The following is a 21,916-nucleotide window of genomic DNA, read 5'->3' as shown; positions in this document are numbered from 1 at the left end:
TATTTATTTATTTCAAAGTTTCCAGGCGAATACGATTAACTTTTCCGGTAACGGTTTGCAGTGCTTCGATTTCAGCAATCGCGGCATTCATTTCTTTTTCCAGCGTGATTTGCGTCAGCAAAATAATCGGTATCGCAGTTTCATCGCCTACCGGTTCTTTTTGGATGATAGCTTCAATACTGATGTGATGATCTGCCAATATTCTGGTGACGTCGGCTAATACACCCGGTTTATCTTCTGCATTCAAACGTAAATAATACGACGTTTTAAAGCGCTCGGAAGACAAGATCGGAATATCAGCCAATGAATCGGCCTGAAAAGCCAGATGCGGTACGCGATTTTCAGGATCGCTGGTTAACGCTCTCACAACATCAATCACATCGGCAACCACAGCTGAGGCAGTCGGTTCTGCACCAGCGCCAGCACCATAATAAAGAGTCGCACCAACGGCATCACCTTTAACCAACACGGCATTCATCACACCATCAACATTAGCTATCAATCGACGCTCGGGGATTAAGGTGGGATGCACTCTTAATTCAATGCCTTCAGGAGTTTTTCTGGCAATACCCAAATGTTTGATTCGATAGCCCAATTGTTCGGCATACTCGACATCAAGACGGGTAATTTGGGTAATACCTTCGGTATAAACTTGCTCAAATTGCAAAGGGATGCCAAAAGCAATCGAGGCCAAGATAGTCAATTTATGTCCGGCATCAATACCTTCGACATCAAAAGTCGGATCAGCTTCCGCATAGCCCAACGCTTGCGCTTCGGCTAATACATCATAAAAATCCCGTCCTTTATCGCGCATTTCGGTCAGAATAAAATTACCGGTGCCGTTAATAATACCCGCCAACCATTCAATTTGATTACCGCTTAAGCCTTCACGTATAGCTTTGATAATAGGAATACCGCCGGCAACAGCAGCTTCAAAAGCCACGATGACACCTTTTTCACTGGCTTTGGCAAAAATTTCGTTACCATGTAAAGCGATCAACGACTTATTGGCCGTGACAACATGCTTGCCATTGTCTATAGCTTTTAAGACCATTTCTTTAACAAGCCCTGCACCACCAATCAATTCAAGGATGATATCAATTTCGGGATCGTTAATAATATCCATGGGATCAGTACTTAAAATGATGCCTTGGGTATCGCAAATCCGTTCTTTATCTAAATCCTTTGCAGAAGCTCGGGTGATAATTATTTCCCGACCCGCACGGCGGGCAATTTCTTCCGCATTACGTTTTAACACATTGACTGTACCACCACCGACAGTACCCAGTCCTAATACACCTACTTTTACCGGTTTCAAATTAAGCTCCAGTTAAAAATTCGTTCACGTTCCAATTGAATGGGGCGATTTTATCGCCCTTACAGTTTTACTTGGCTGCCTGTTTAATACCGTCTTTTTTCATCATAAGGCGAATACCGCGCACCGCTTGGCGTGTCCGGTGTTCATTCTCGATTAAACCAAAGCGGACATGATCATCTCCATACTGACCAAAGCCGATACCCGGAGAAACGGCCACTTTTGCATCTGCCAGTAATTTTTTGCAAAACTCCAATGAACCCATGTCTTGATAAGCTTCGGGAATCTTCGCCCAAACAAACATGGTTGCTTTTGGTTTTTCAACAGGCCATCCTGCGGCAGTTAAGCCTTCACACAAAACATCGCGTCTTTTTCTGTACATATCGGCTATTTCTGCCACACATTCCTGTGGGCCTTCAAGAGCGGCAATGGCAGCAATTTGAATTGGTGTAAACGTGCCATAATCCAGATAAGATTTAATCCGTGCCAACGCAGAAACCAGTTCCTTGTTACCACACATAAAACCCACACGCCAACCCGGCATGTTATAACTTTTGGACATCGAGAAAAATTCTACGGCAATGTCTTTTGCGCCCTCAACCTGAAGAATGGATGGCGCTTTGTAGCCATCAAAAACAATATCCGCATAAGCAATATCCTGTACTACCCAGATATGATGTTCTTTGGCAACGGCGATAATTTTTTCAAAAAAATCCAGTTCCACACATTGAGTCGTGGGATTGCCCGGAAAATTAAGAATTAACATTTTGGGTTTTGGCCATGAATCAACAATGGCTTTTTGCAACTCTTCAAAAAAATCGCCACCCGGAATCATGGGTACATGCCTTAAATCTGCACCAGCAATGACTACACCATAAGGATGTATCGGGTAAGCCGGATTTGGCACCAGTACAACATCGCCAGGGCCCAGTGTCGCCAAAGCCAAATGCGCCAAACCCTCTTTGGAACCAATGGTGACAATCGCTTCGGTTTCAGGATCCAGGTCGACATCAAAACGGGTTTTATACCAATTACAAATAGCCTTTCTTAACCTTGGGATACCTTTGGACACTGAATAGCGGTGCGTATCAGGACGCAACGTTGCTTCAACCATTTTATCAACGATATGTTTGGGCGTAGGCTGATCAGGATTGCCCATGCCAAAATCAATAATATCTTCTCCCGCCGCTCGGGCTTTAGCTTTTAACTCGTTAACAATATTAAAAACGTAGGGGGGTAAACGACTTATTCTATGAAATTCTTCCATTAACAGCTCTTGAGCGACCCGGGTATAAGTGAGATTAAAAAAATATAATGTCCTGCAAAATATTCAATGCTTTTAAAGCATTAAATGATTGGTAAAACATCACAAAAAAATTCTAAATTACGGTTATTAACACTTTATGGCAAATAAACGCAATTATTTGCTGATATAGTGGTTTACTTTACAGCAATAATATTCCTGTTTAGTGCTTCAATAACAATGCTTGTTCTACACGTATCAAATCCTGTTGGGTATCGACGCCTGCTTCCGGTGTTTTTTCCACCACGTTAACGATAATTGCTTCGCCGTGCCATAGTATTCGGAGCTGTTCCAATGATTCAATCGACTCCAATGGTGATGGCTCCCAAGAACAATAACGATTTAAAAAATCGACCGTATAGGCATAAAGTCCGATGTGCCGAAGATATTGCCTGCCTTCTGACGGCTTTCCGCCTGCTTGGGTAAAAGTTTCTCTTTCCCATGGAATTGGCGCACGACTAAAATAAAGTGCGTAACCATCTTTATTCAATACCACTTTAACAGCATTTGGATTAAATATTTCTTCTGCATGACTGATTTTTGCAGCCAGCGTTGCTATACCTGCCAGTTTCTGCCCTGCTAATGCAACCGCTACTTCACGAATCATTGAGGGTGGAATCAGCGGTTCATCACCTTGTAGATTTACGATAATTTCATCGCCTGACCAACCACATTGCTGTGCGACTTCGGCAATTCTTTCCGTACCGCTTTGATGATCAGAACGCGTCATTACGACATTAATACCTAGATCGTAAACAGTTTGAAAAATTCGTTGATCATCGGTAGCGACGACAATTTCTTCCGCCCCGGCTTCCTGCGCCCGCTCACAAACATGAGCAATCATGGGTTTACCGGCAATAGTCAATAACGGTTTACCAGGTAATCTGGTTGAGGCATATCGTGCCGGAATAACTACTTTAAAGCGCAGATTCATTTATATAATGCATCAGTTTCTTCGCTACTTAACTCGCGGGCTTCATCTTCAAGCATCACGGGAATGTCATCGCGAACTGGAAAAGCCAGCCGATCAGCTCGGCAGATTAACTCTGCCTTGGGCTTATCATAAATCAGTGGGCTCTTGCATAAAGGACACACCAAAATATCAAGTAATTTTCTATCTATCATGCTTTTCTCTTAAGTAAATTTAATAATTGTTCTGAAAAAGCAGCATCAGGAACGGCTTTTACTGGAAGATACCAATGCTGTAATCCTGCAAATTCTGTGCATTTTACCGCATCTTTTTCGGTCATTAACACCGGTTTATTGTCGCCAAAGTCAATATCGTGACGCTGAAAGGGATAATGATCGGGAAAACTATGAGTTGTACAAATCAATCCAGCCACTTCAAGCTGCTTAAAAAAGCGCTCAGGATTACCAATCCCTGCTAATGCATGACACTCAACGGCATTAAATTCTGGTAACGGTTTTTGCTCTCCGGTCACTACATTAACCAATGTTTGGCCAACGAGTTGCATGGAAAACTCATGATCTTCGTATTTTTCGCCATTGACGATAACAAAATCGACACGTTGTAATCTTTCTATCGGTTCACGTAAAGGACCGGCAGGTAAACAGTGCCCGTTACCAAAACGTCTTTCCCCGTCAATGACCGCAATTTCGATAGTTCTGTTTAAGGCATAATGCTGTAGACCATCATCGGATAAAATAACATTACAATCGGCTTGCGAAAGCAGCATTTTTGCAGCCTCTACCCGTAATGGCCCTACAGCCATCGGGCAACCGGTTTGTGTAGCGATTAATAAGGCTTCATCACCCACCTGCCTGGCATCGCTACCAGCAGTAACCGTTTGTGGCCATGATTGTGCCTGTCCACCATAACCGCGACTGATAATACCGGGTTTAAATCCTGAATCTTTAAGAAACTGTGCCAACCAAATAACCAACGGCGTTTTACCGGTACCACCAACAGTAATATTACCGACGACAATAACCGGAACCGGTAAGGTAAATGTTTTTAATATACCCAAGCGATATAAAAATCGTCTGAACCTCACCGCATCACTGAATAAAAAACCAAAAAGAGATAACCACACCCCCAGAAAATGGTCTTTATACCAAATATCTGCCGCCCAGCGCGTTAACGTTTTTTTCATGGTGCTGTCTTTGGCTGTTGTGCGGCAAAGGTAATATGGCTAAAACCAGCTTCACTGGCGCACTGCAATGCCGTAATAACAGCCTGATGAGGCGTTTTGCCATCGGCATTAATAATAAAAGGGACATCCTTTGATTGTTCTGTAAACTTCAATAACTCCTGTTTTAAGGTTTCCACGTTCTGATTGACCAACTTGTTCGAGACACCATCGTCGCTCATCAGGTAATAAGTACCGGCTGCATCAATCGTTAAGGTAATCATTTTAGGCGCTTGTTCTGCTTCTGCTCCAGCCGCCTCAGGCAATGTAACCTTCACTTCCGTGTTACGATTAAACGTGGTGGAAACCACAAAGAAGAGTAATAACACAAACAGTACATCTATCATTGATATCAAAGTAATATCAAGTTTTTCTCTTTTTTTATGTCGAAAATTCATCAGGATACCTCGCGGTCTCCATGTAGTATATCTATCAGTTTTAATGCTTCAGCTTCCATATCGACGACATATTCATCCACCAATCTTTCAAAGTAGCGATGAAAAATCAAACTGGGTATGCCTACGGTTAATCCTGCTGCTGTGGTAATTAATGCTACCGAAATGCCGCCTGCTAAAACACTGGGATCTCCGGAACCATGCTGCATCAATGACGCGAAAATATCTATCATACCAAACACCGTTCCCAACAAACCCAATAATGGACTTATTGTTGCAATAGTACCCAAGGTATTAAGATAGCGCTCCAAATCATGCACAACTTTTCTGCCTGATTCTTCAATACATTCTTTCATCACATCCCGGCCATGATGCCTGTTCGCAAGACCAGCCGCCAAGATACAACCAAGAGGCGAACTGGTCTTTAAACGATGTAAAGCCACATCATCCAATCTTTTTTCGCGAGATAATTTCCATACCTGAGGAACCAATTCCGGTGGCAATATCTTCTTTTTTTGTAACGACCAAAAACGTTCGACGACAATACCCATTGCACCAATTGAACATAGCATGATGGGTAGCATCATCCAGCCACCGCTTTTTATTATTTCAAACACTTTGTTTCCTGATAAAGTAAATTGGAGCCAATATAAGCTGAAAAAATCTTGAATCTTGCGCCTTATTCTAACCTAATGCCGTTGATTTTTGAGAATTTTCCCTGCCTACCCAGATATAAGTAATCACCAAGGCAAGACCGCAACAGAGTGCCGCCACTGAATAAACAAACCTTGAACCCAATGACTCCCAGTAATAACCGCTATAAAGACTACCCAGCACACCGCCGACACCAAAACTAAGACTGCTATATAACGCCTGACCTTTACCCTGATGCTGCTCGCCAAAATAAAGATGCACCAGATGTATGGCAACAACATGAACACCGCCAAAAGTTGCGGCATGTAATAATTGGGCAAAAATCAACAAACCCAAATAATCAGGACACCAGCCTATTATTAACCAGCGACCGGTAGCCAGCACCAAACTGAATAATAAAATAGCTCTTAAAGAAAAGCGCTTTAACAAACGTCTCATAGCCAGAAATAAAACGATCTCCGCTAAAACCCCAAGCGCCCAGAGTAATCCGGTGACTGTTGCTGAATAATGATTTTGCTTTAAATAAATCGAATAAAAAACATAATATGGTGCATGAGCCACTTGCAGTAATATGTTAACCACAAAAAAAGCCAAGACTTCAGGTCTTTTTATTATTTGCAACATCCCAAGCGAAGCAGATCGATGGCTGACAGACTTGGCTTCGGGCGTTATTAAGGTGACCCACCAGTTTAAAACCAACAACACGACAATGGCAACCGGAAGTGTTGCAACAGGCAACTTATCGAGTATAAGTCCCATGCCTAACACCGTGACAATAAAACCAACCGATCCCCACAGCCTTATTTGACTGTAACGATGCGCTTCCTTTTTTAAATGAAACAGAGTAACGGCTTCAAATTGCGGCAACACGGCATTCCAAAAAAAACTGAAACTGATCGTTATTACGGCAACCCATAAATAATCATGGACATATAAAAAGCCGGCAAAAAGCACTGCTGCAAAAAATGCAGCCAGACGAATTATACGTAAACTTTTTCCGGTATGGTCGGCAATCCAGCCCCACAACAAAGGGGCAATAATTTTGGTGCCTACCAACAACGCAGAAAGCTCACCAATTTCAACGGGATTAAAGCCAATCCCTTTTAAATAAAGGCTCCAGTAAGGGACAAAACAGCCTAGCGTGGCAAAATAAAAAAAATAAAACCCTGACAATCGCCAGTATGGAACAGACATTTAATTATTCATGTAAAAAAAGGGGCATCTCTTTTCCAAACCTATTGAAAATATGGCTACCCATTTAAAGTGGGATAATTTTACTGATAACATCCCTTCAAGGGATGGTATCTGTCCCTGGTTAAGTTGGTAGTCGAAAATACCACTATAAAAATGGTTAACCACAACGGCTTTAATCAGGACAATCACACAGGATTGCCCCTACAAGATTATCGCAAAATCGGCAATCCTGACACAACACCCATATTTTGGGCCCGGTGACGCAGAAAATGATCCATCAACACAATTGCCATCATCGCTTCGGCAATTGGCGTGGCACGAATACCAACACAGGGATCATGACGACCTTGGGTAATCACATCAATTGCCTCACCTTGCTGATTGATACTTTTACCGGCCAGTCGCAAGCTGGACGTTGCTTTTAAAGCGATACTGGCGGTAATTGATTGACCACTGGAAATCCCCCCCAAAATACCACCGGCATGATTACTTAAAAAACCGGCTGGCGTTATTTCATCGCGAAACTGTGTACCTTTAGTATCAATGCAAGCAAAGCCATCACCGATTTCCACGCCTTTTACCGCATTAATACTCATTAGAGCATGAGCCAAATCGGCATCAAGTCGGTCAAAAATGGGTTCACCCAAACCGGGTGGGACATTGGTTGCTACCACTTCAATTCTTGCACCTATCGATTCGCCTTCCTTGCGCAAGGCATCCATATAAGCTTCCATTTCAGGAACTTTATCAGCGTCAGGACAAAAGAAAGGGTTGCTGTCAATAATACTCCAATCGAGCTTTTCAATTTTTATCGGTCCCAGTTGCGATAAATAACCACGAATCTCTATACCCGCCTGCTCTTTGAGATATTTTTTGGCAATACCGCCAGCGGCGACACGCATGGCAGTTTCCCGTGCCGATGAGCGCCCGCCGCCACGATAATCTCTAAATCCATACTTCTGCTGGTAAGTGTAATCCGCATGTCCCGGTCTGAAGGTATCGGCAATTTTGGAATAATCTTTAGAGCGTTGATCAGTATTCTCAATGAGCAAACCAATCGGCGTACCGGTTGTTTTACCTTCAAACACCCCCGACAAAATTCTAACCTCATCGGCTTCACGCCGTTGCGTGGTATGCCTTGAAGTACCCGGTTTCCTACGATCAAGATCTTCCTGTAAATCGGCTTCTGTCAAAGCCAGTCCCGGAGGGCAGCCATCAACGATACAGCCGATGGCAGGACCATGACTTTCGCCAAACGAAGTGACGGTAAAAAGTTTTCCTATTGTATTTCCAGACATAATTAACGTAAGGCCGCGATAAATAATTCGTGATAGTCATGAACCTGTTCAGCGGTCAGCAAAAATACGCCATCGCCGCCCCGTTCAAAATCCAGCCAGTAAAATGGCACATCAGGGAAAGTGTTCTGCAGAGTTTCTGCACTACTACCGACCTCCACAACCAAAATGCCCTGCTCGGCCAAATAATCATCCGCATCAACCAATATACGAAGAACAATATCCAGACCGGTAAGGCCACCTTTAAAGCCCATATCCGGCTCCGCACGAAACTCCTGCGGCAAATTTTCCCATTCTTGATGACAGACATAAGGTGGATTACTGACGATAACATCGTATTGAACGGGTGGCAGTGCTTTAAACAAATCCGACTGATAGAGTGTCACCGAGTCGGATAGCTGATGATTTTCAATATTGATTTCAGCGACAGCCAGGGCATCAACGGATAAATCAACGGCATCAACCAAAGCATTTTGAAAAGCATAAGCACAGGCGATGGCAATACAAGCACTGCCGGTACATAAATCCAGAATACGCCCGACCTGATCTTCTTCTACCCAGGGTGAAAAGCGTTGTTCGATTAATTCAGCAATGGGTGATCTGGGCACCAAAACCCTTGGATCAACGTAAAATGACAAGCCTGCAAAAATAGCTTCATTGGTTAAATAAGATGCCGGTATTCTTTCATTAATCCGTCTATCAATAATATCAATGACAGCCTGGCGCTCATGCATCGTTAGAATGGTGTCCAGATAAGCTTCAGCCAGATTATAAGGCTGATAAACAGTATGTAAAACCAAAGCTGCGGCTTCATCAAGTGCAGTAACAGTACCATGACCAAAACTGACCCTGGATTGGGTAAATCGACTGGACGCCCAACGAATATAATCACGCAGCGTCGATAATGTAGTTAAAACTTCAAAAGGTGTTGTTTGCATTATTTTAAATAAGTAATCAGGATGCACAGAGGATCAATTTATAAGAGATTTTAAACTAAATGCACAACAGGGTGGTAAGTTTAGTTAACCACCATCGATCTGCAAACGGCGATTATGCGGCAAAAAATAAAAACAGAGGACTTTTAGGTGGCATGGAACTCATGAAAACACGCAGGAGCGAATCTATGCGTTAGGCCAATTTAACAGTATCATCCAATGCAGGGCAGACACATAGCTCTGCCCCTACGGTTATTTTGATACTATAATCTTTCAGAAATTAAATTTCTATTCACGTCGCTGTAAACTATTACGGATACCATCCCTTCAAGGGATGTTATCCGTTAGCATCGAAATTATTTATCTGAAAATCTATAGCGTTATTGCCTATTTTTAAATCAAAAAAAACGGCGAAATAAATCCGCCGTTTTTTGCTTATTGGGCCATTACTGCAATCATTTACTTACGATTGCTTTTTAGCCTTTTTCCTCAATATTACTTGTCTATTTTAAGTGCCAAAAAGGCCGGACTACCACGACGCTGAATTAAAACAGCGACTGATTTTCCAACTGGAAGAGTTTTGACGGTCTTTTCAAAGTCAGCGACACCAACAATAACATTGTTGGCAATCCGTAAAATAACATCACCGGGTTGAATACCTGCGTTCTTGGCAATGCCTTTTTCGACACTTTGAACCAACACACCGCCTTTAATAACTTGCAAGACCTCTCTTTCTTCAGCGGTTAAATCAGTAACACTAATGCCCAATCTATTGGTGGGCCTAGCCTTCTCGGCTTTGGTATCAGCGACTTTATCAATCTGTTCCGGTAAAAGTCCTATACTGAAATTTAGCGTTTTCTCATTACCTTGCCTGAGAATTTTTAGCGTTGCTTTATCATTAATCGGTGTCATACCAACCATAGGTGGTAAATCACCTGACTTTTCAATCGGTTGACCATTAAACTCGGTAATAATATCACCAATCTGCAAGTCTGCTTTTTCTGCAGGACTACCAGGAATCACTTTAGAAACTAATGCTCCCTGTGGTTTCTTCATATTAAATGATTCAGCCAATTCACGAGTTACGTCCTGAATTTGCACGCCTAACCAGCCATGCGCCGCTTTACCGCTCGATTTTATTTGCTCAACGACATTCATCACTATATCCATCGGAATAGAGAATGAAAGACCCATAAAGCCACCGGTACGGCTATAAATTTGTGAGTTGATACCCACAACTTTACCATCCATATTAAATAGCGGCCCGCCTGAATTGCCTGGATTAATCGCCACATCCGTTTGTATAAACGGCACATAATTGCCACCCGGCAAACTGCGGCCTTTAGCACTGACTATACCTGCTGTCACTGACTGCTCAAAACCAAATGGTGAACCAATCGCTAAAACCCACTCACCAACCTGCAGTTTAGCAGGGTCTCCAATAGTCACTACCGGCAAATCAGTCGCTTCGACTTTTAATACCGCCACATCGGTACGCGTATCCGAACCGATAAGCTTTGCTATTAATTCCCGTCTATCAGAAAATTTAACAATGATTTCATCAGCATCTTTAACGACATGATGATTGGTTAATATATAGCCATCTTTGGAAATAATAAAACCGGAGCCCAGCGACTGGGTGTCTCCACTTCCACCCTCACCACCACCGTTACCACCATCAGGATTATTAAAAAAACGTTTAAACAGCTCTTCCATTTCAGGCGGCAACCCTTCAGGCATGGGCTGTTGTTCTTTAGGTGCTCCGGCAACCTCGACCGGCGCTTTTTGGGTAGTACTGATGTTGACTACTGCGACGCCATTAACCTTTACCATCTCGGTAAAGTCTGGTAACTGCGCTACTACATTTTGACTACAAAGAAAAACCAGAAAAACAGACCAACCAAGCTTTTTAAGCATAAAAACTCCATTCCCTAACATTAATAAAATAATTATATTACTGACCTATAACAACTAATCTTGCTGCCTATACTATCAGTATTTAACAGTCTGAACTGCGTAACCACCCTAAGTACTGATAGTACCTGTCTAAACAGGATAATTCAATTTTTGAGATCCCGAAGTTTGATACCTTCGGCTATAAATTTGACAGTTTCTACAGGCACTTCACCCATTACCGTCAATTGATAATTATTGATGGTTCGGCTATATAAATTAACCGCACCGACAGATTGAAGACCCGACAACATACCTTCACTTTTGCTTTCCATGTAAATTGATACGGAAGTAAAACCATCACTTAACAATAAGTGATCAACAGGCTGCTCAGTATTGTGCATCGGCTTGCGAGCAAAGAAAATGTCCCGAAAACCTGCCGGCTTCGCTGTTACAACAAAAGCCGCCTGATCAGCGGATTGCGTCGGTAGCTGGTGAATATGCCTAGCTGGGTTTTTAGTATCCAGGGATTTAACCGGAATAAAAGACAACGCATCTTTAACGGTTATATCGGTAAAAACAACCTGTTCTAAAAGAGTACCAGAATTATCGTAAACAGCTACTTTAAGCGGCAAAAAATAGCGTTTTTCCACCCATATTTTACGAAGATACCTTGCATTATCTTGAGGCTGAACGGCAATAACGTAGCTTGGCAGCATGGCGACATTTTCCTGCCCCACTATCCCGAACTGATAAATGGCACTTATATCATTCAAGTTGCTTGGCATATCAACCAAAAAAGAGCGTTCAAATGGCCGATGATCAACCAGCGTTTGTTGTGTTTCCTTAAACAGGCAACTGACTTTACCTGCGTCTCTGATAATTTCACGCAACGGCGAATTTAACGACAATAGACGCTCCTGTTCAACACCATCTTTAGCAGCGTGAACATATTTCATTGGTTCCAGCTTGCCATTTTTAAGAAATGCAACAGTGCCCTGATAATTTAAGACTGCCATGGCGTGGTTCATTTTCATTAATATTTGGCGGGCAGTTAACTCAGGTTCTTTTGCCGAAACAATCCCGGTAGACAAAAGAAAAACCACAAAAAAATGCTTAATCGCAGTCATTTATTATTACTGGGAAGCTGTCCGAGAATAGAAGCTGTAGCGAGGAGAAGCCATTTTGAGTCAGGTTTTTTGATCATTTGAGGCAAATAGTTGTGCTATTTAACGAAAATGAGCGGAAAATCTGACCGAACTGGCTTTTCCGCAATCGGTTTTCTATTCTCGGACGGCCTACTGGATGCCGTTACTCTGGCATAGGGCTGAAAATCAGCCTCACCATTGGTATAAACACTATTATTATGGGCTTGAAGATAATCATTAATTTGTTTATTGAGTGGATATTGCGTAGCTTCAACAGGCTTATCCGGCTGTTGATGGGGTTTATTCTGCGCAACCTGGAGCGCTGTTACCGCGTTAACCGACTGATTGGAAATGTTTATACTCCGTCCTGCAATTACGGCAACAATAACCAGTGATGCCGCGACCGCAATTTGTTTATGGCTACGCTTAAATGACTTATGTTGAGGTAAAAAATAAACCGGTTCTTGCTGTATCTGCTGATGTATTTTTGTTGAAAAATCGGCTTTGATTAATAAAAAAGCGTCTTTTTTCATGGCATGACTAATCATTTCATAACGCCTCAACTTGTCTTTCAACTCAGGCCGGGATTGCATTCTTTTCAAACAAGACAAAGCATCGACTTGATCAAGTTCATTATCAAGAAATTGAGATATTTTTAAATTTAAATCTTCAGGCATTAAAAACCACCGTGTTCAAGCAAAGGGTTTAATTTATCATCGATCGCCTCACGCGCTCTAAAAATGCGTGACCGTACCGTACCAATAGGACAATCCATTGCTTGTGCAATTTCTTCGTAACTCATGCCCTCAAATTCACGCAACATAATGGCTGTGCGCATATCTTCAGGAAGCTTTTCAATGACGATTTTAATAGTGTCGACTATTTCCTGATTTAATAATAACTGTTCAGGGGTATCCATTCCCTGCAACTGTGGTGCATTTTCAAAAGCCTCGGCATCCTGAATATCGACATGATAATTAGCGCTTCTTCTTGATCGTGATACCAGGTAATTTTTTGCCGTATTAATGGCAATACGATAAAGCCAGGTATAAAAAGCCGAGTCGCCCCTGAAATCCCCCAACGCACGATAAGCTTTGATAAAAGCTTCCTGAGCCACGTCCTGAGCCTCACTGGGGTCTTTGACATAACGATTTACCAACTGAATGATTCTATGCTGATATTTAATCACCAAAAAATCAAATGCAGATTTATCGCCTTGTTGCACCCGCAACACCAGGTCTTCATCTAGTTGTTCGCTGTATTTAGTGTAACTGCTCACTACTGCTCTTTAACCCGGGGGTGGACAAATACAATCGCATAAAGTTCTATTATGTACAAAAATTGTGCTATCACTCTAAAAAGCGTTATTATCCATAAACAATGATAACTAAGCCACAACCTTAATTTAGATAATGAAATTTTTTCTAAAGTTTGCCCTGTGGATGTTGACCAACTAACCTTTATGCCCTATTCAAAAAATTATGATGTCCTTATTATTGGCAGCGGCGGTGCCGGGCTAAGTTTAGCGCTTAAATTAGCTGACCACTCGATCAATGTTGCCGTATTATCCAAATTTGCACTAACTTCCAGCAGCACCTATTATGCACAGGGTGGCATATCAGCTGTTTTTGATGCTGAAGATTCTATTGAATCTCATATTGAAGATACACTGGACGCCGGTGCAGGGCTTTGCAATCCTGACATTGTCAGACTTACCGTCACTCACGGAAAAAGCTCCATAGACTGGCTTCGCGAACAAGGCGTTGTTTTTACTGAAGAGCAAAACCAGGCAGGCGAAATACAACTGCATTTAAATCGCGAAGGTGGTCACTCTCATCGACGTGTTGTACATTCTGCAGACGCAACCGGCAAGGCAATATCACTATCACTTATTGAACGTGCGCAAGCACATGCCAACATTGAATTATTTGAGCACCATAGCGTTGTCGAGTTAATTACTGCCCCAACCGGAGATGATAACGGCAAACAAGTATTGGGTGCCTATGTTCTGGACACCAAAAAAAGCCGGGTTAAAACCATAACTGCCCGCGTCGTGGTGCTGGCGACCGGCGGTGCCAACATGGCTTATATTTATAGTACCAATCCGCATAGTTCAACCGGTGACGGTATTGCCCTGGCATGGCGTGCGGGTTGCCGCGTCAGTAACATGGAGTTTATGCAATTCCATCCAACCTGCCTTTTTCATCCTGAAGCTCGCTCTTTTCTTATCAGCGAAGCATTAAGAGGCGAAGGCGGTAAGCTGGTTTTGGCTGATGGCTCTTCTTTTATGCAAAATTTTGACCCAAGAGGCGAATTAGCCCCCAGGGATATTGTTGCCAGAGCCATTGATCACGAAATGAAAAAACGCGGTATAGACTGTGTTTATCTTGATATCAGTCACAAACCGGCAGACTTCATACGCGAGCATTTTCCTACCATTTATCAACAGTGTCTTGACTTTGGTATCGACATTACCAAACAGCCCATCCCTGTTGTTCCTGCTGCCCATTACACTTGTGGCGGTGTGTTAACGGACAGCTATGCACGCACTGACATAAAAAATCTTTATGCTGTTGGCGAAGTGGCTTGTACCGGTCTGCACGGTGCCAACCGTATGGCCAGCAACTCCTTACTGGAATGCCTGGTTTTTGCCGATCGGGCCTGTGAAGATATTTTACTAAAACTTCCCAACATCCTTCCGACGCCCAAAATTCCGGACTGGGATGAATCGAAAGTCAGCGATTCCGATGAAGAAGTAGTTGTTTCCCACAACTGGGACGAATTACGTCATTTCATGTGGGATTACGTAGGCATCGTCAGAACGGATAAACGCCTTAGTCGGGCGATGAACCGGGTGGAATTACTTAAAAAAGAAATCGCCGAATATTATGGTAATTTTCGTGTCACCAGTGATTTACTGGAATTGCGTAATCTGGTCATCGTCGCCGAATTAATCATTCGGTGTGCACAGCAACGCAAAGAAAGTCGTGGCCTGCATTACACACTGGATTATCCTGAAACAGATAATAGCAAACCCCCACAAAACACAGTTCTTAAACCTTAATCAGAAAGCCCGACTATTTAATCACACAGAATGCAGGAAGATTAATTTCACACCACGAAGACACGAAGAACACGAAGTTTTTTGCTTAGGTTTTTTCGTGAACTTTGTGTCTTTGTGGTTTTATGCCCTGGTTACATTGCATAATGGCTAATACAACCAACAGCAAAGATCATCCTTATCAAAAATGACAATCGACACTACCCTCCCAGCGTACAAATCTGGTCATTTATCTCACCCTAAATATCGTGCAGACATTGACGGCTTACGTGCTATAGCAGTTCTTTCTGTCGTTGGTTTTCACGCATTTCCCAACTGGGTTAAGGGAGGATTTATTGGCGTAGATATTTTCTTCGTCCTTTCCGGCTTTTTAATCTCAACAATTATTTTTGATAACTTGGAGCGCGACAGCTTTAGCTTTGTTGAGTTTTACAGTCGCCGTATTAAGCGCATATTTCCTGCTCTGCTACTGGTATTAATTGCCAGCTTTACATTTGGCTGGTTTGCATTACTGGCAGACGAATACAAACAACTTGGTAAACACATTGCTGCTGGTGCTGGTTTTGTTTCTAACTTTGTGTTTTGGAATGAAAGTGGCTACTTTGACAATGCTGCAGAGACAAAGCCGCTGTTGCACTTATGGACGCTTGGTATTGAAGAGCAGTTTTATATTATATGGCCGTTGTTGCTGTGGGCTGCATGGAAAAGAAAATTTAATTTATTAACGGTTACGATTGTTATTGCTGTCGTCTCATTTGTTCTGAATATTAAAGGGGTACACACTGGCGCTGTAGCGACTTTCTATTCTCCACAAACACGTTTCTGGGAATTATTGACCGGATCTATTCTCGCCTATATCAAATTATACAAACAAAACATATTTTCCAAATACAAACAAAAACTTGATCTGTGGTTGGGGGTTGTTACCTATGTACACACATCTGAAGCAAACGGCAACACGCTACGCAACGTCCAATCGCTTTTAGGTGCAGCACTAATTAGTACCGGCATTCTAATCATTACAAAAGAAAGACACTTTCCAGGCTCGTGGGCACTATTACCAACGCTTGGTGCGGTACTTATTATTTCTTCTGGCCCGCAAGCATGGCTAAATCGTACAATTCTCTCTAATCGTATATTGGTATGGTTTGGACTGATTAGCTTTCCGCTATATTTATGGCACTGGCCTTTACTGTCATTTGCTCGCATAGTGGAAAGTGAAACACCAGCACGTGAGATACGTATTACTGCTGTTTTTGTTTCAATCCTGCTTGCCTGGCTGACATACATACTGGTTGAAAAGCCAATTCGTTTTGGCAAATATGGCAATGCAAAAACAATCATACTACTCATACTAATAGTAATTGTTGGTTATGTTGGATACAACACCTATAAGCTTGATGGGTTAGGCTTCAGGGCGCTCCCTCAAAAGTACGAGATGATTACAAAAAGTTCGAAGTGGGATTACGGAAACGACACGGAATGCAACAAAAAATACCTAATGAGCCCTTGCCAAGTTTCTGGTGATACTCTTAAAATCATGATTATTGGTGATAGTCACGGAAACCACCTTTTTCCCGGTATCGCAAAGTTAACTAACACCGGGATAATTGCAGCAGGCACTTGCACGCCATTACTTGGAATCTTTTTACATGTAAAAAATAACCAAGATGATCATCCTTGTGCAAGGATCGATTTTTTGTCTAAAAATTTAGATCTATTAAAAAATAATCCCGGTATAAATACCGTAATCCTTTCTTCTTTTTGGAGACCCGTTCTTGACGGCAAATTGATTAATAAAAGAGAACGAGAATTTTGGGGAGGGATTTCTCTTGTTTCAATATATGAACATGAAAATAAATTAACAAACCAAGAAAAAGTTTACTTTGGTTTAAGTCGAACAATCGAGAAAATTCGTGAATACAAGAGGAAAATTGTATTTGTAAGAGACCCCCCTGATATTGCAGACGATTTCAGAGATTACTGCTTAAAAAGAGAAAAAGCCTTATTTTATTCATCATCCGACTGTACTATTTCCAGAAATTATGTTGAATTCCAGAGAGTTAATGAGGATAAATTAATTGAAAAGTTAACCAAAAAATTCCCGGAGCTTTTAATTCTTGACCCGATCAATACGTTCTGCGATGAAGATAATTGTTTTCTCATGAAAAAAGGGAAGCCTTTTTACCGAGATCAACATCACTTATCAATATATGGAAGCGATATAATTGGCCAAGAATTAATTAAATTTCTCAACTGAAAATTATGGCGGGCATAGATAAGGAAATCGAAGGCGAAGCTATTGCGCAAAAAGGTTAATATCGGTTATCTGCCACAAGAATCGCAACGGGGTCAAATGATTGCCATTAACCTTTCATAACATCTTGATGCCATGCTTTAAAGTCATCTGCGGGAATTGGCCTTGAGAAAAAATAGCCTTGTACTTCTTGGCAATTATAATTTTTAATGCAGTCCAGTTCATCCAATGTTTCAACGCCTTCGGCAATAATTTCCAAACCTAAACTACTGCCTAATGCAATGATCGCCCGAACAATAGCCTCATTACCGGGTACACCCTGAATATTACGAATAAAAGACTGATCTATTTTAAGTTTGTCTATAGGAAACCGGGTTAAATAACTCAAACTTGAATGACCTGTGCCAAAATCATCAATAGCAAACTTAATTCCTAGAGACCTGATTTTATTCAACATTGATACGGTTTGTAGCGGATTTGTCATCACCAGACTTTCGGTCAATTCCAGTTCAAGATAACTTGGATCTATGCCGCTATTATCGATTGCCTTTTTGACGCAATCAAAAAAATTATTCTGCCGAAACTGAATAGCCGATACGTTAACGGCGATCCGCAAGGGTGGCAAGCCTTGGCTAATCCAATCAACCTGCTGTCGACAAGCTTCATTTAGTACCCATTCACCAATAGAAATAATTAGGCCTGATTCTTCGGCAATAGGAATAAATTGGGCAGGTGGTATTAGACCTAATTCATTATGATGCCAACGCAACAAGGCTTCCACGCCAACTACTTCATTACTTTCAAGATTAATTTGCGGTTGATAATACAGGGAAAATTCATTTTTATTCAACGCCATTCTCAGTCCTACCTCAAGGGAGTTTCGCTGAATAAAACCACAATCAGATACGTCAGAGTACATTGCATAATTATTACGCCCTTTTTCCTTGACTTCATACATCGCAGCATCAGCTTTTCGAAGTAAGCCATCGAGCGAATCATCATGCATCGGATACAATGCCACACCCAAGCTTGCGGTAATTTGAATTTCTTGATCGTATATCAGCATCGGCTTTCTAATATACTCAATAATATCCAGGGCAATTTTTTCTGCATCTTTAGCTTCAACCAAATTTTGCAGGATGATAACAAATTCATCACCTCCCAAGCGCGCTACGGTGTCACTTTCTCTTACGTTAACAGTTAATTTTTGCGAAAAAATCCTTAACAATTCATCGCCAAAGCTGTGGCCTAACGTATCGTTAATATATTTAAAACGATCCAAATCAACAAAAATCAGGCTAAACAGCTTATTAGTACGTTTTGCCTGTTGAATTGACTGCAGTAAGCGGTCTTTAAACAATAATCGGTTAGGTAGACCGGTAAGCTGGTCGAAATGTGCCAGATAATGCAGATCCTGTTGCTTGCGATAGGTAATTTCCTCAAGTAATTTCTGCCCTGTTGCCATACCAATATAGCTACCACGCTCAACAACAATAAAACCATTAACCATATGCAGCATGCCGGCGTTAATCGTAATATTTGCAAGATCGTCAATACTGGTATTGGTATCGACAATAACTGCATCCTTCTGCATAATTTCGCCAATCGTTTTTTTATGATGTAAATCCCTGGCATAAGGTTTAAAAAAGAGCTCCGTTAGACGTCCTCGACTAATCAACCCAACCGGAATATTATTTTCATTAACAATCGGCACAGTAAAAATTGTCGTATCTTTACTAAAAAGCGTTAAAACATCCAGGCACCACATATCCGAAGAAATAGGTTTAACGTAGTACACCAGATCTTTTACCGTAGAAAATTGGCTCCGGTGTAATGAATTATTAAAATATTCGTTACTTACATCAAAATCGATTACTTTTTTTTTCTTGGAGCTCTGTATTTGTAAATTCATTAGTAATAAAATGGAAAATAATCGCTATAAATCAATCTGTACATTTTCAGAGAAATAATTTCCAATTCTTGTACAAAACATCACTAAATTTTAAAGTCTTCACCTAAAATTAATAAGGAAATTTAATTTCTGAGAGACTATACATTCATCTTGTTACATTATTATGTCAGTTTGATATTTTATGCATAAAAATCGTATCGTATATAAGCTTTATTCATCAAGCATAGCTTGCCAGTAATATTAAGATAACACATAAATTCTTATGTAAATCCATATAAAATACTATCGAAAATATGCCACAACCATTTACGTTTTAAACATGTGACATAATAATAGTCAAACCCTTATCTACCCTGATGTATTAACTTGTAAATAACGCCCCAAGAAAAAACAATAATTGCTACAATATCAGCACTAACTGTACTAAATGCTAAATATGTTAAAAATATAAAATTCAGGAATCAATATCAAGAAGTAAAAGCTGGGCCTAAAGTGCCTACTTCTGGTAATCTTTACGCACCTTAAATTGATCAAGTAAAGACTATGGCGCAATACATCTATTCAATGAATCGGGTCGGCAAAATCGTCCCACCCAAAAAATATATCCTTAAAGATATTTCGTTGTCTTTTTTCCCTGGTGCAAAAATTGGCGTTCTGGGTTTAAATGGCTCCGGAAAATCAACGCTGCTGAGAATTATGGCGGGCATCGATAAGGAAATCGAAGGCGAAGCTATCGCGCTAAAAGGTATTAATATTGGCTATTTACCACAAGAACCGCAACTTGACCCCAATAAATCCGTGCGCGGCAATGTTGAAGAGGCGGTCATTGAAATCAAGGCCGCTTTGGACCAACTTGATGCAGTTTATGCCGCTTACGCCGATCCTGATGCCGATTTTGATAAATTAGCTGCCGATCAAGCACGCTTGGAAGATATTATCAATGCCTGTGACGGTCATAATCTGGAACGCAAACTTGAAGTTGCAGCAGATGCCTTACGTTTGCCGGATTGGGATGCTGATGTCACCAAATTATCGGGTGGTGAAAAACGCCGCGTAGCCTTATGTCGATTGTTATTATCCAATCCTGATATGCTGTTATTGGATGAACCGACCAACCATCTGGATGCAGAATCGGTTGCCTGGTTGGAACGCTTTCTGCATGATTATCCCGGAACCGTAGTTGCCGTAACCCATGATCGTTACTTTTTGGATAATGTAGCGGGCTGGATACTGGAACTGGACAGAGGCGCAGGCATTCCGTGGGAAGGAAATTACTCAAGCTGGCTGGAACAAAAAAGCACTCGACTGTTGCAAGAAGAAAAGCAGGAATCTTCCCGCCAAAAAGCCATGAAAGAAGAACTGGAATGGGTGCGCTCCAACCAAAAAGGCCGTCATGCCAAAAGTAAATCACGGCTTGCACGCTTTGACGAACTGTCATCATCCGATGTGCAAAAACGTAATGAAACTCATGAGATTTATATTCCGCCCGGCCCTCGCTTGGGTGATGTCGTTATTGAAGCCGATAAAATCACTAAAGCTTTCGGAGACAAGTTATTAGTCAGCGACTTGAGCTTTAAACTGCCACCCGGCGGTATCGTTGGTATTATCGGCCCTAACGGCGCGGGTAAAACTACCCTATTCCGCATGATGGCAGGTCTTGAACAGCCAGATTCCGGTACCTTAACACTGGGACAAACGGTTGAACTGGCTTACGTTGACCAGTTACGTGATGACCTTGACCCGAAAAAAACCGTCTTTGAAGAAATTTCTGATGGCTTGGACATAATTACGGTTGGTAAATATGAAACGCCCTCACGGTCTTATGTTGGACGCTTTAACTTTAAAGGTGCAGACCAGGGCAAACGTATCGGCGATCTTTCCGGTGGCGAACGCAATCGCGTGCATTTAGCCAAACTACTAAAAACCGGCGGCAATGTCTTGCTGCTTGATGAACCAACTAACGATCTGGATGTTGAAACCCTGAGAGCCTTGGAAGAAGCGCTGCTTGCTTTTCCAGGTTGTGCGGTAGTTATTTCGCATGATCGCTGGTTTCTGGATAGAATTGCTACGCACATACTGGCCTTTGAAGGCGATAGTCAGGTAGTGTGGTTTGAAGGTAACTATGAAGATTATGAAGCCGATCGCCATCGCCGCTTGGGCAGTGATGCCAATAACCCACATCGCCTCAAATATAAAAAACTGTCTTGATCAAATCATCATGGCTGTAGTGTAGGTTTTTTATTAAGCAATAAACTGCCACAGATCAAATTTATTTATAATTTGGAATCTGTGGCAAAATTTTTAGTTACTTGACTTAAAAACAACTACTTGTAGCAGATTTGTCCTGATGCTCTCTGCTTTTTATTCCTGCAACAGTTCGAAACATTCCCGTTACGCAATGCCC

18 protein-coding genes are annotated in these 21,916 nt (G+C 41.7%); 3 read left to right on the top strand and 15 right to left on the bottom strand.

Translation table 11 applies throughout. The annotated features are described in order from the left end of the window. Positions 1 to 7 precede the first annotated feature (7 nt). The 14 genes from N7974_RS12080 to rpoE form a co-directional block, all read right to left on the bottom strand. Positions 8 to 1,318, bottom strand: coding sequence for a homoserine dehydrogenase (locus N7974_RS12080; protein ID WP_262965856.1), 1,311 nt, complete (start codon positions 1,316 to 1,318; stop codon positions 8 to 10). 67 nt (positions 1,319 to 1,385) lie between these two features. Further along, positions 1,386 to 2,582, bottom strand: coding sequence for an alanine transaminase (gene alaC / locus N7974_RS12075; protein ID WP_262965855.1), 1,197 nt, complete (start codon positions 2,580 to 2,582; stop codon positions 1,386 to 1,388). A gap of 199 nt (positions 2,583 to 2,781) precedes the next feature. Next, positions 2,782 to 3,552 (bottom strand): 3-deoxy-manno-octulosonate cytidylyltransferase, encoded by a 771-nt coding sequence (gene kdsB, locus N7974_RS12070; RefSeq protein WP_262965854.1) that lies wholly within the window; start codon positions 3,550 to 3,552, stop codon positions 2,782 to 2,784. Next, the gene (locus tag N7974_RS12065; protein ID WP_449566808.1) at positions 3,549 to 3,743 is read right to left on the bottom strand and encodes a Trm112 family protein; all 195 of its coding nucleotides are present in this window, start codon (positions 3,741 to 3,743) and stop codon (positions 3,549 to 3,551) included. The genes kdsB and N7974_RS12065 overlap by 4 nt, the downstream gene beginning before the upstream one ends. Then, positions 3,740 to 4,732, bottom strand: a complete 993-nt coding sequence (gene lpxK, locus N7974_RS12060; RefSeq protein ID WP_262965853.1) for a tetraacyldisaccharide 4'-kinase — start codon at positions 4,730 to 4,732, stop codon at positions 3,740 to 3,742. The genes N7974_RS12065 and lpxK overlap by 4 nt, the downstream gene beginning before the upstream one ends. Then, the gene (locus N7974_RS12055) at positions 4,729 to 5,166 is read right to left on the bottom strand and encodes an ExbD/TolR family protein (RefSeq protein WP_262965852.1); all 438 of its coding nucleotides are present in this window, start codon (positions 5,164 to 5,166) and stop codon (positions 4,729 to 4,731) included. The genes lpxK and N7974_RS12055 overlap by 4 nt, the downstream gene beginning before the upstream one ends. Beyond that, entirely contained in the window at positions 5,166 to 5,780 is a 615-nt protein-coding gene (locus N7974_RS12050; protein ID WP_243218061.1) for a MotA/TolQ/ExbB proton channel family protein, read from the bottom strand. The genes N7974_RS12055 and N7974_RS12050 overlap by 1 nt, the downstream gene beginning before the upstream one ends. Before the next feature lie 67 nt (positions 5,781 to 5,847). After that, the gene (locus tag N7974_RS12045; protein WP_262965851.1) at positions 5,848 to 7,011 is read right to left on the bottom strand and encodes an MFS transporter; all 1,164 of its coding nucleotides are present in this window, start codon (positions 7,009 to 7,011) and stop codon (positions 5,848 to 5,850) included. Positions 7,012 to 7,220: 209 nt separating this feature from the next. Beyond that, positions 7,221 to 8,309, bottom strand: coding sequence for a chorismate synthase (gene aroC / locus N7974_RS12040; protein WP_262965850.1), 1,089 nt, complete (start codon positions 8,307 to 8,309; stop codon positions 7,221 to 7,223). A gap of 2 nt (positions 8,310 to 8,311) precedes the next feature. Next, positions 8,312 to 9,244, bottom strand: coding sequence for a 50S ribosomal protein L3 N(5)-glutamine methyltransferase (gene prmB / locus N7974_RS12035; RefSeq protein WP_262965849.1), 933 nt, complete (start codon positions 9,242 to 9,244; stop codon positions 8,312 to 8,314). A 492-nt stretch (positions 9,245 to 9,736) separates the two neighbouring features. Continuing rightward, positions 9,737 to 11,158 (bottom strand): DegQ family serine endoprotease, encoded by a 1,422-nt coding sequence (locus N7974_RS12030; protein ID WP_262965848.1) that lies wholly within the window; start codon positions 11,156 to 11,158, stop codon positions 9,737 to 9,739. 143 nt (positions 11,159 to 11,301) lie between these two features. Next, entirely contained in the window at positions 11,302 to 12,264 is a 963-nt protein-coding gene (locus tag N7974_RS12025; protein WP_262965847.1) for a MucB/RseB C-terminal domain-containing protein, read from the bottom strand. A gap of 95 nt (positions 12,265 to 12,359) precedes the next feature. Further along, positions 12,360 to 12,959, bottom strand: a complete 600-nt coding sequence (locus N7974_RS12020; protein WP_243218067.1) for a sigma-E factor negative regulatory protein — start codon at positions 12,957 to 12,959, stop codon at positions 12,360 to 12,362. Further along, positions 12,959 to 13,561 carry an RNA polymerase sigma factor RpoE gene (gene rpoE, locus N7974_RS12015; RefSeq protein ID WP_243218068.1) on the bottom strand — a complete coding sequence of 201 codons (603 nt, stop codon included), beginning with the start codon at positions 13,559 to 13,561 and terminating at the stop codon, positions 12,959 to 12,961. Before rpoE ends, N7974_RS12020 begins: the two co-directional genes overlap by 1 nt. A gap of 183 nt (positions 13,562 to 13,744) precedes the next feature. On the opposite strand from rpoE, the gene nadB reads away from it, so the two are divergent. Together nadB and N7974_RS12005 are read left to right on the top strand one after the other, a co-directional pair. Then, positions 13,745 to 15,346: an L-aspartate oxidase gene (gene nadB / locus N7974_RS12010; RefSeq protein ID WP_262965846.1), complete on the top strand. Its 1,602-nt coding sequence runs from the start codon at positions 13,745 to 13,747 to the stop codon at positions 15,344 to 15,346. A gap of 184 nt (positions 15,347 to 15,530) precedes the next feature. Continuing rightward, complete coding sequence (locus tag N7974_RS12005; protein ID WP_262965845.1) at positions 15,531 to 17,603, top strand: acyltransferase family protein; 2,073 nt, start codon at positions 15,531 to 15,533, stop codon at positions 17,601 to 17,603. Between the two features lie 106 nt (positions 17,604 to 17,709). Here the strand turns inward: N7974_RS12005 and N7974_RS12000 are convergent, their stop codons facing one another. Further along, positions 17,710 to 19,512 carry a putative bifunctional diguanylate cyclase/phosphodiesterase gene (locus N7974_RS12000; protein ID WP_262965844.1) on the bottom strand — a complete coding sequence of 601 codons (1,803 nt, stop codon included), beginning with the start codon at positions 19,510 to 19,512 and terminating at the stop codon, positions 17,710 to 17,712. 543 nt (positions 19,513 to 20,055) lie between these two features. Between N7974_RS12000 and ettA the strand changes: the two genes are divergently transcribed. Further along, a complete protein-coding gene (ettA, locus tag N7974_RS11995) occupies positions 20,056 to 21,720 on the top strand; it encodes an energy-dependent translational throttle protein EttA (RefSeq protein ID WP_262965843.1) in 1,665 nt (554 codons plus the stop codon). Positions 21,721 to 21,916 lie beyond the last annotated feature (196 nt).

Source organism: Methylobacter psychrophilus (assembly GCF_025583945.1).
Classification (GTDB): domain Bacteria; phylum Pseudomonadota; class Gammaproteobacteria; order Methylococcales; family Methylomonadaceae; genus Methylobacter_C; species Methylobacter_C psychrophilus.
The sequence above is the reverse complement of the archived record's forward strand: the minus strand, read 5'-3'. Positions and strand labels throughout refer to the sequence as shown.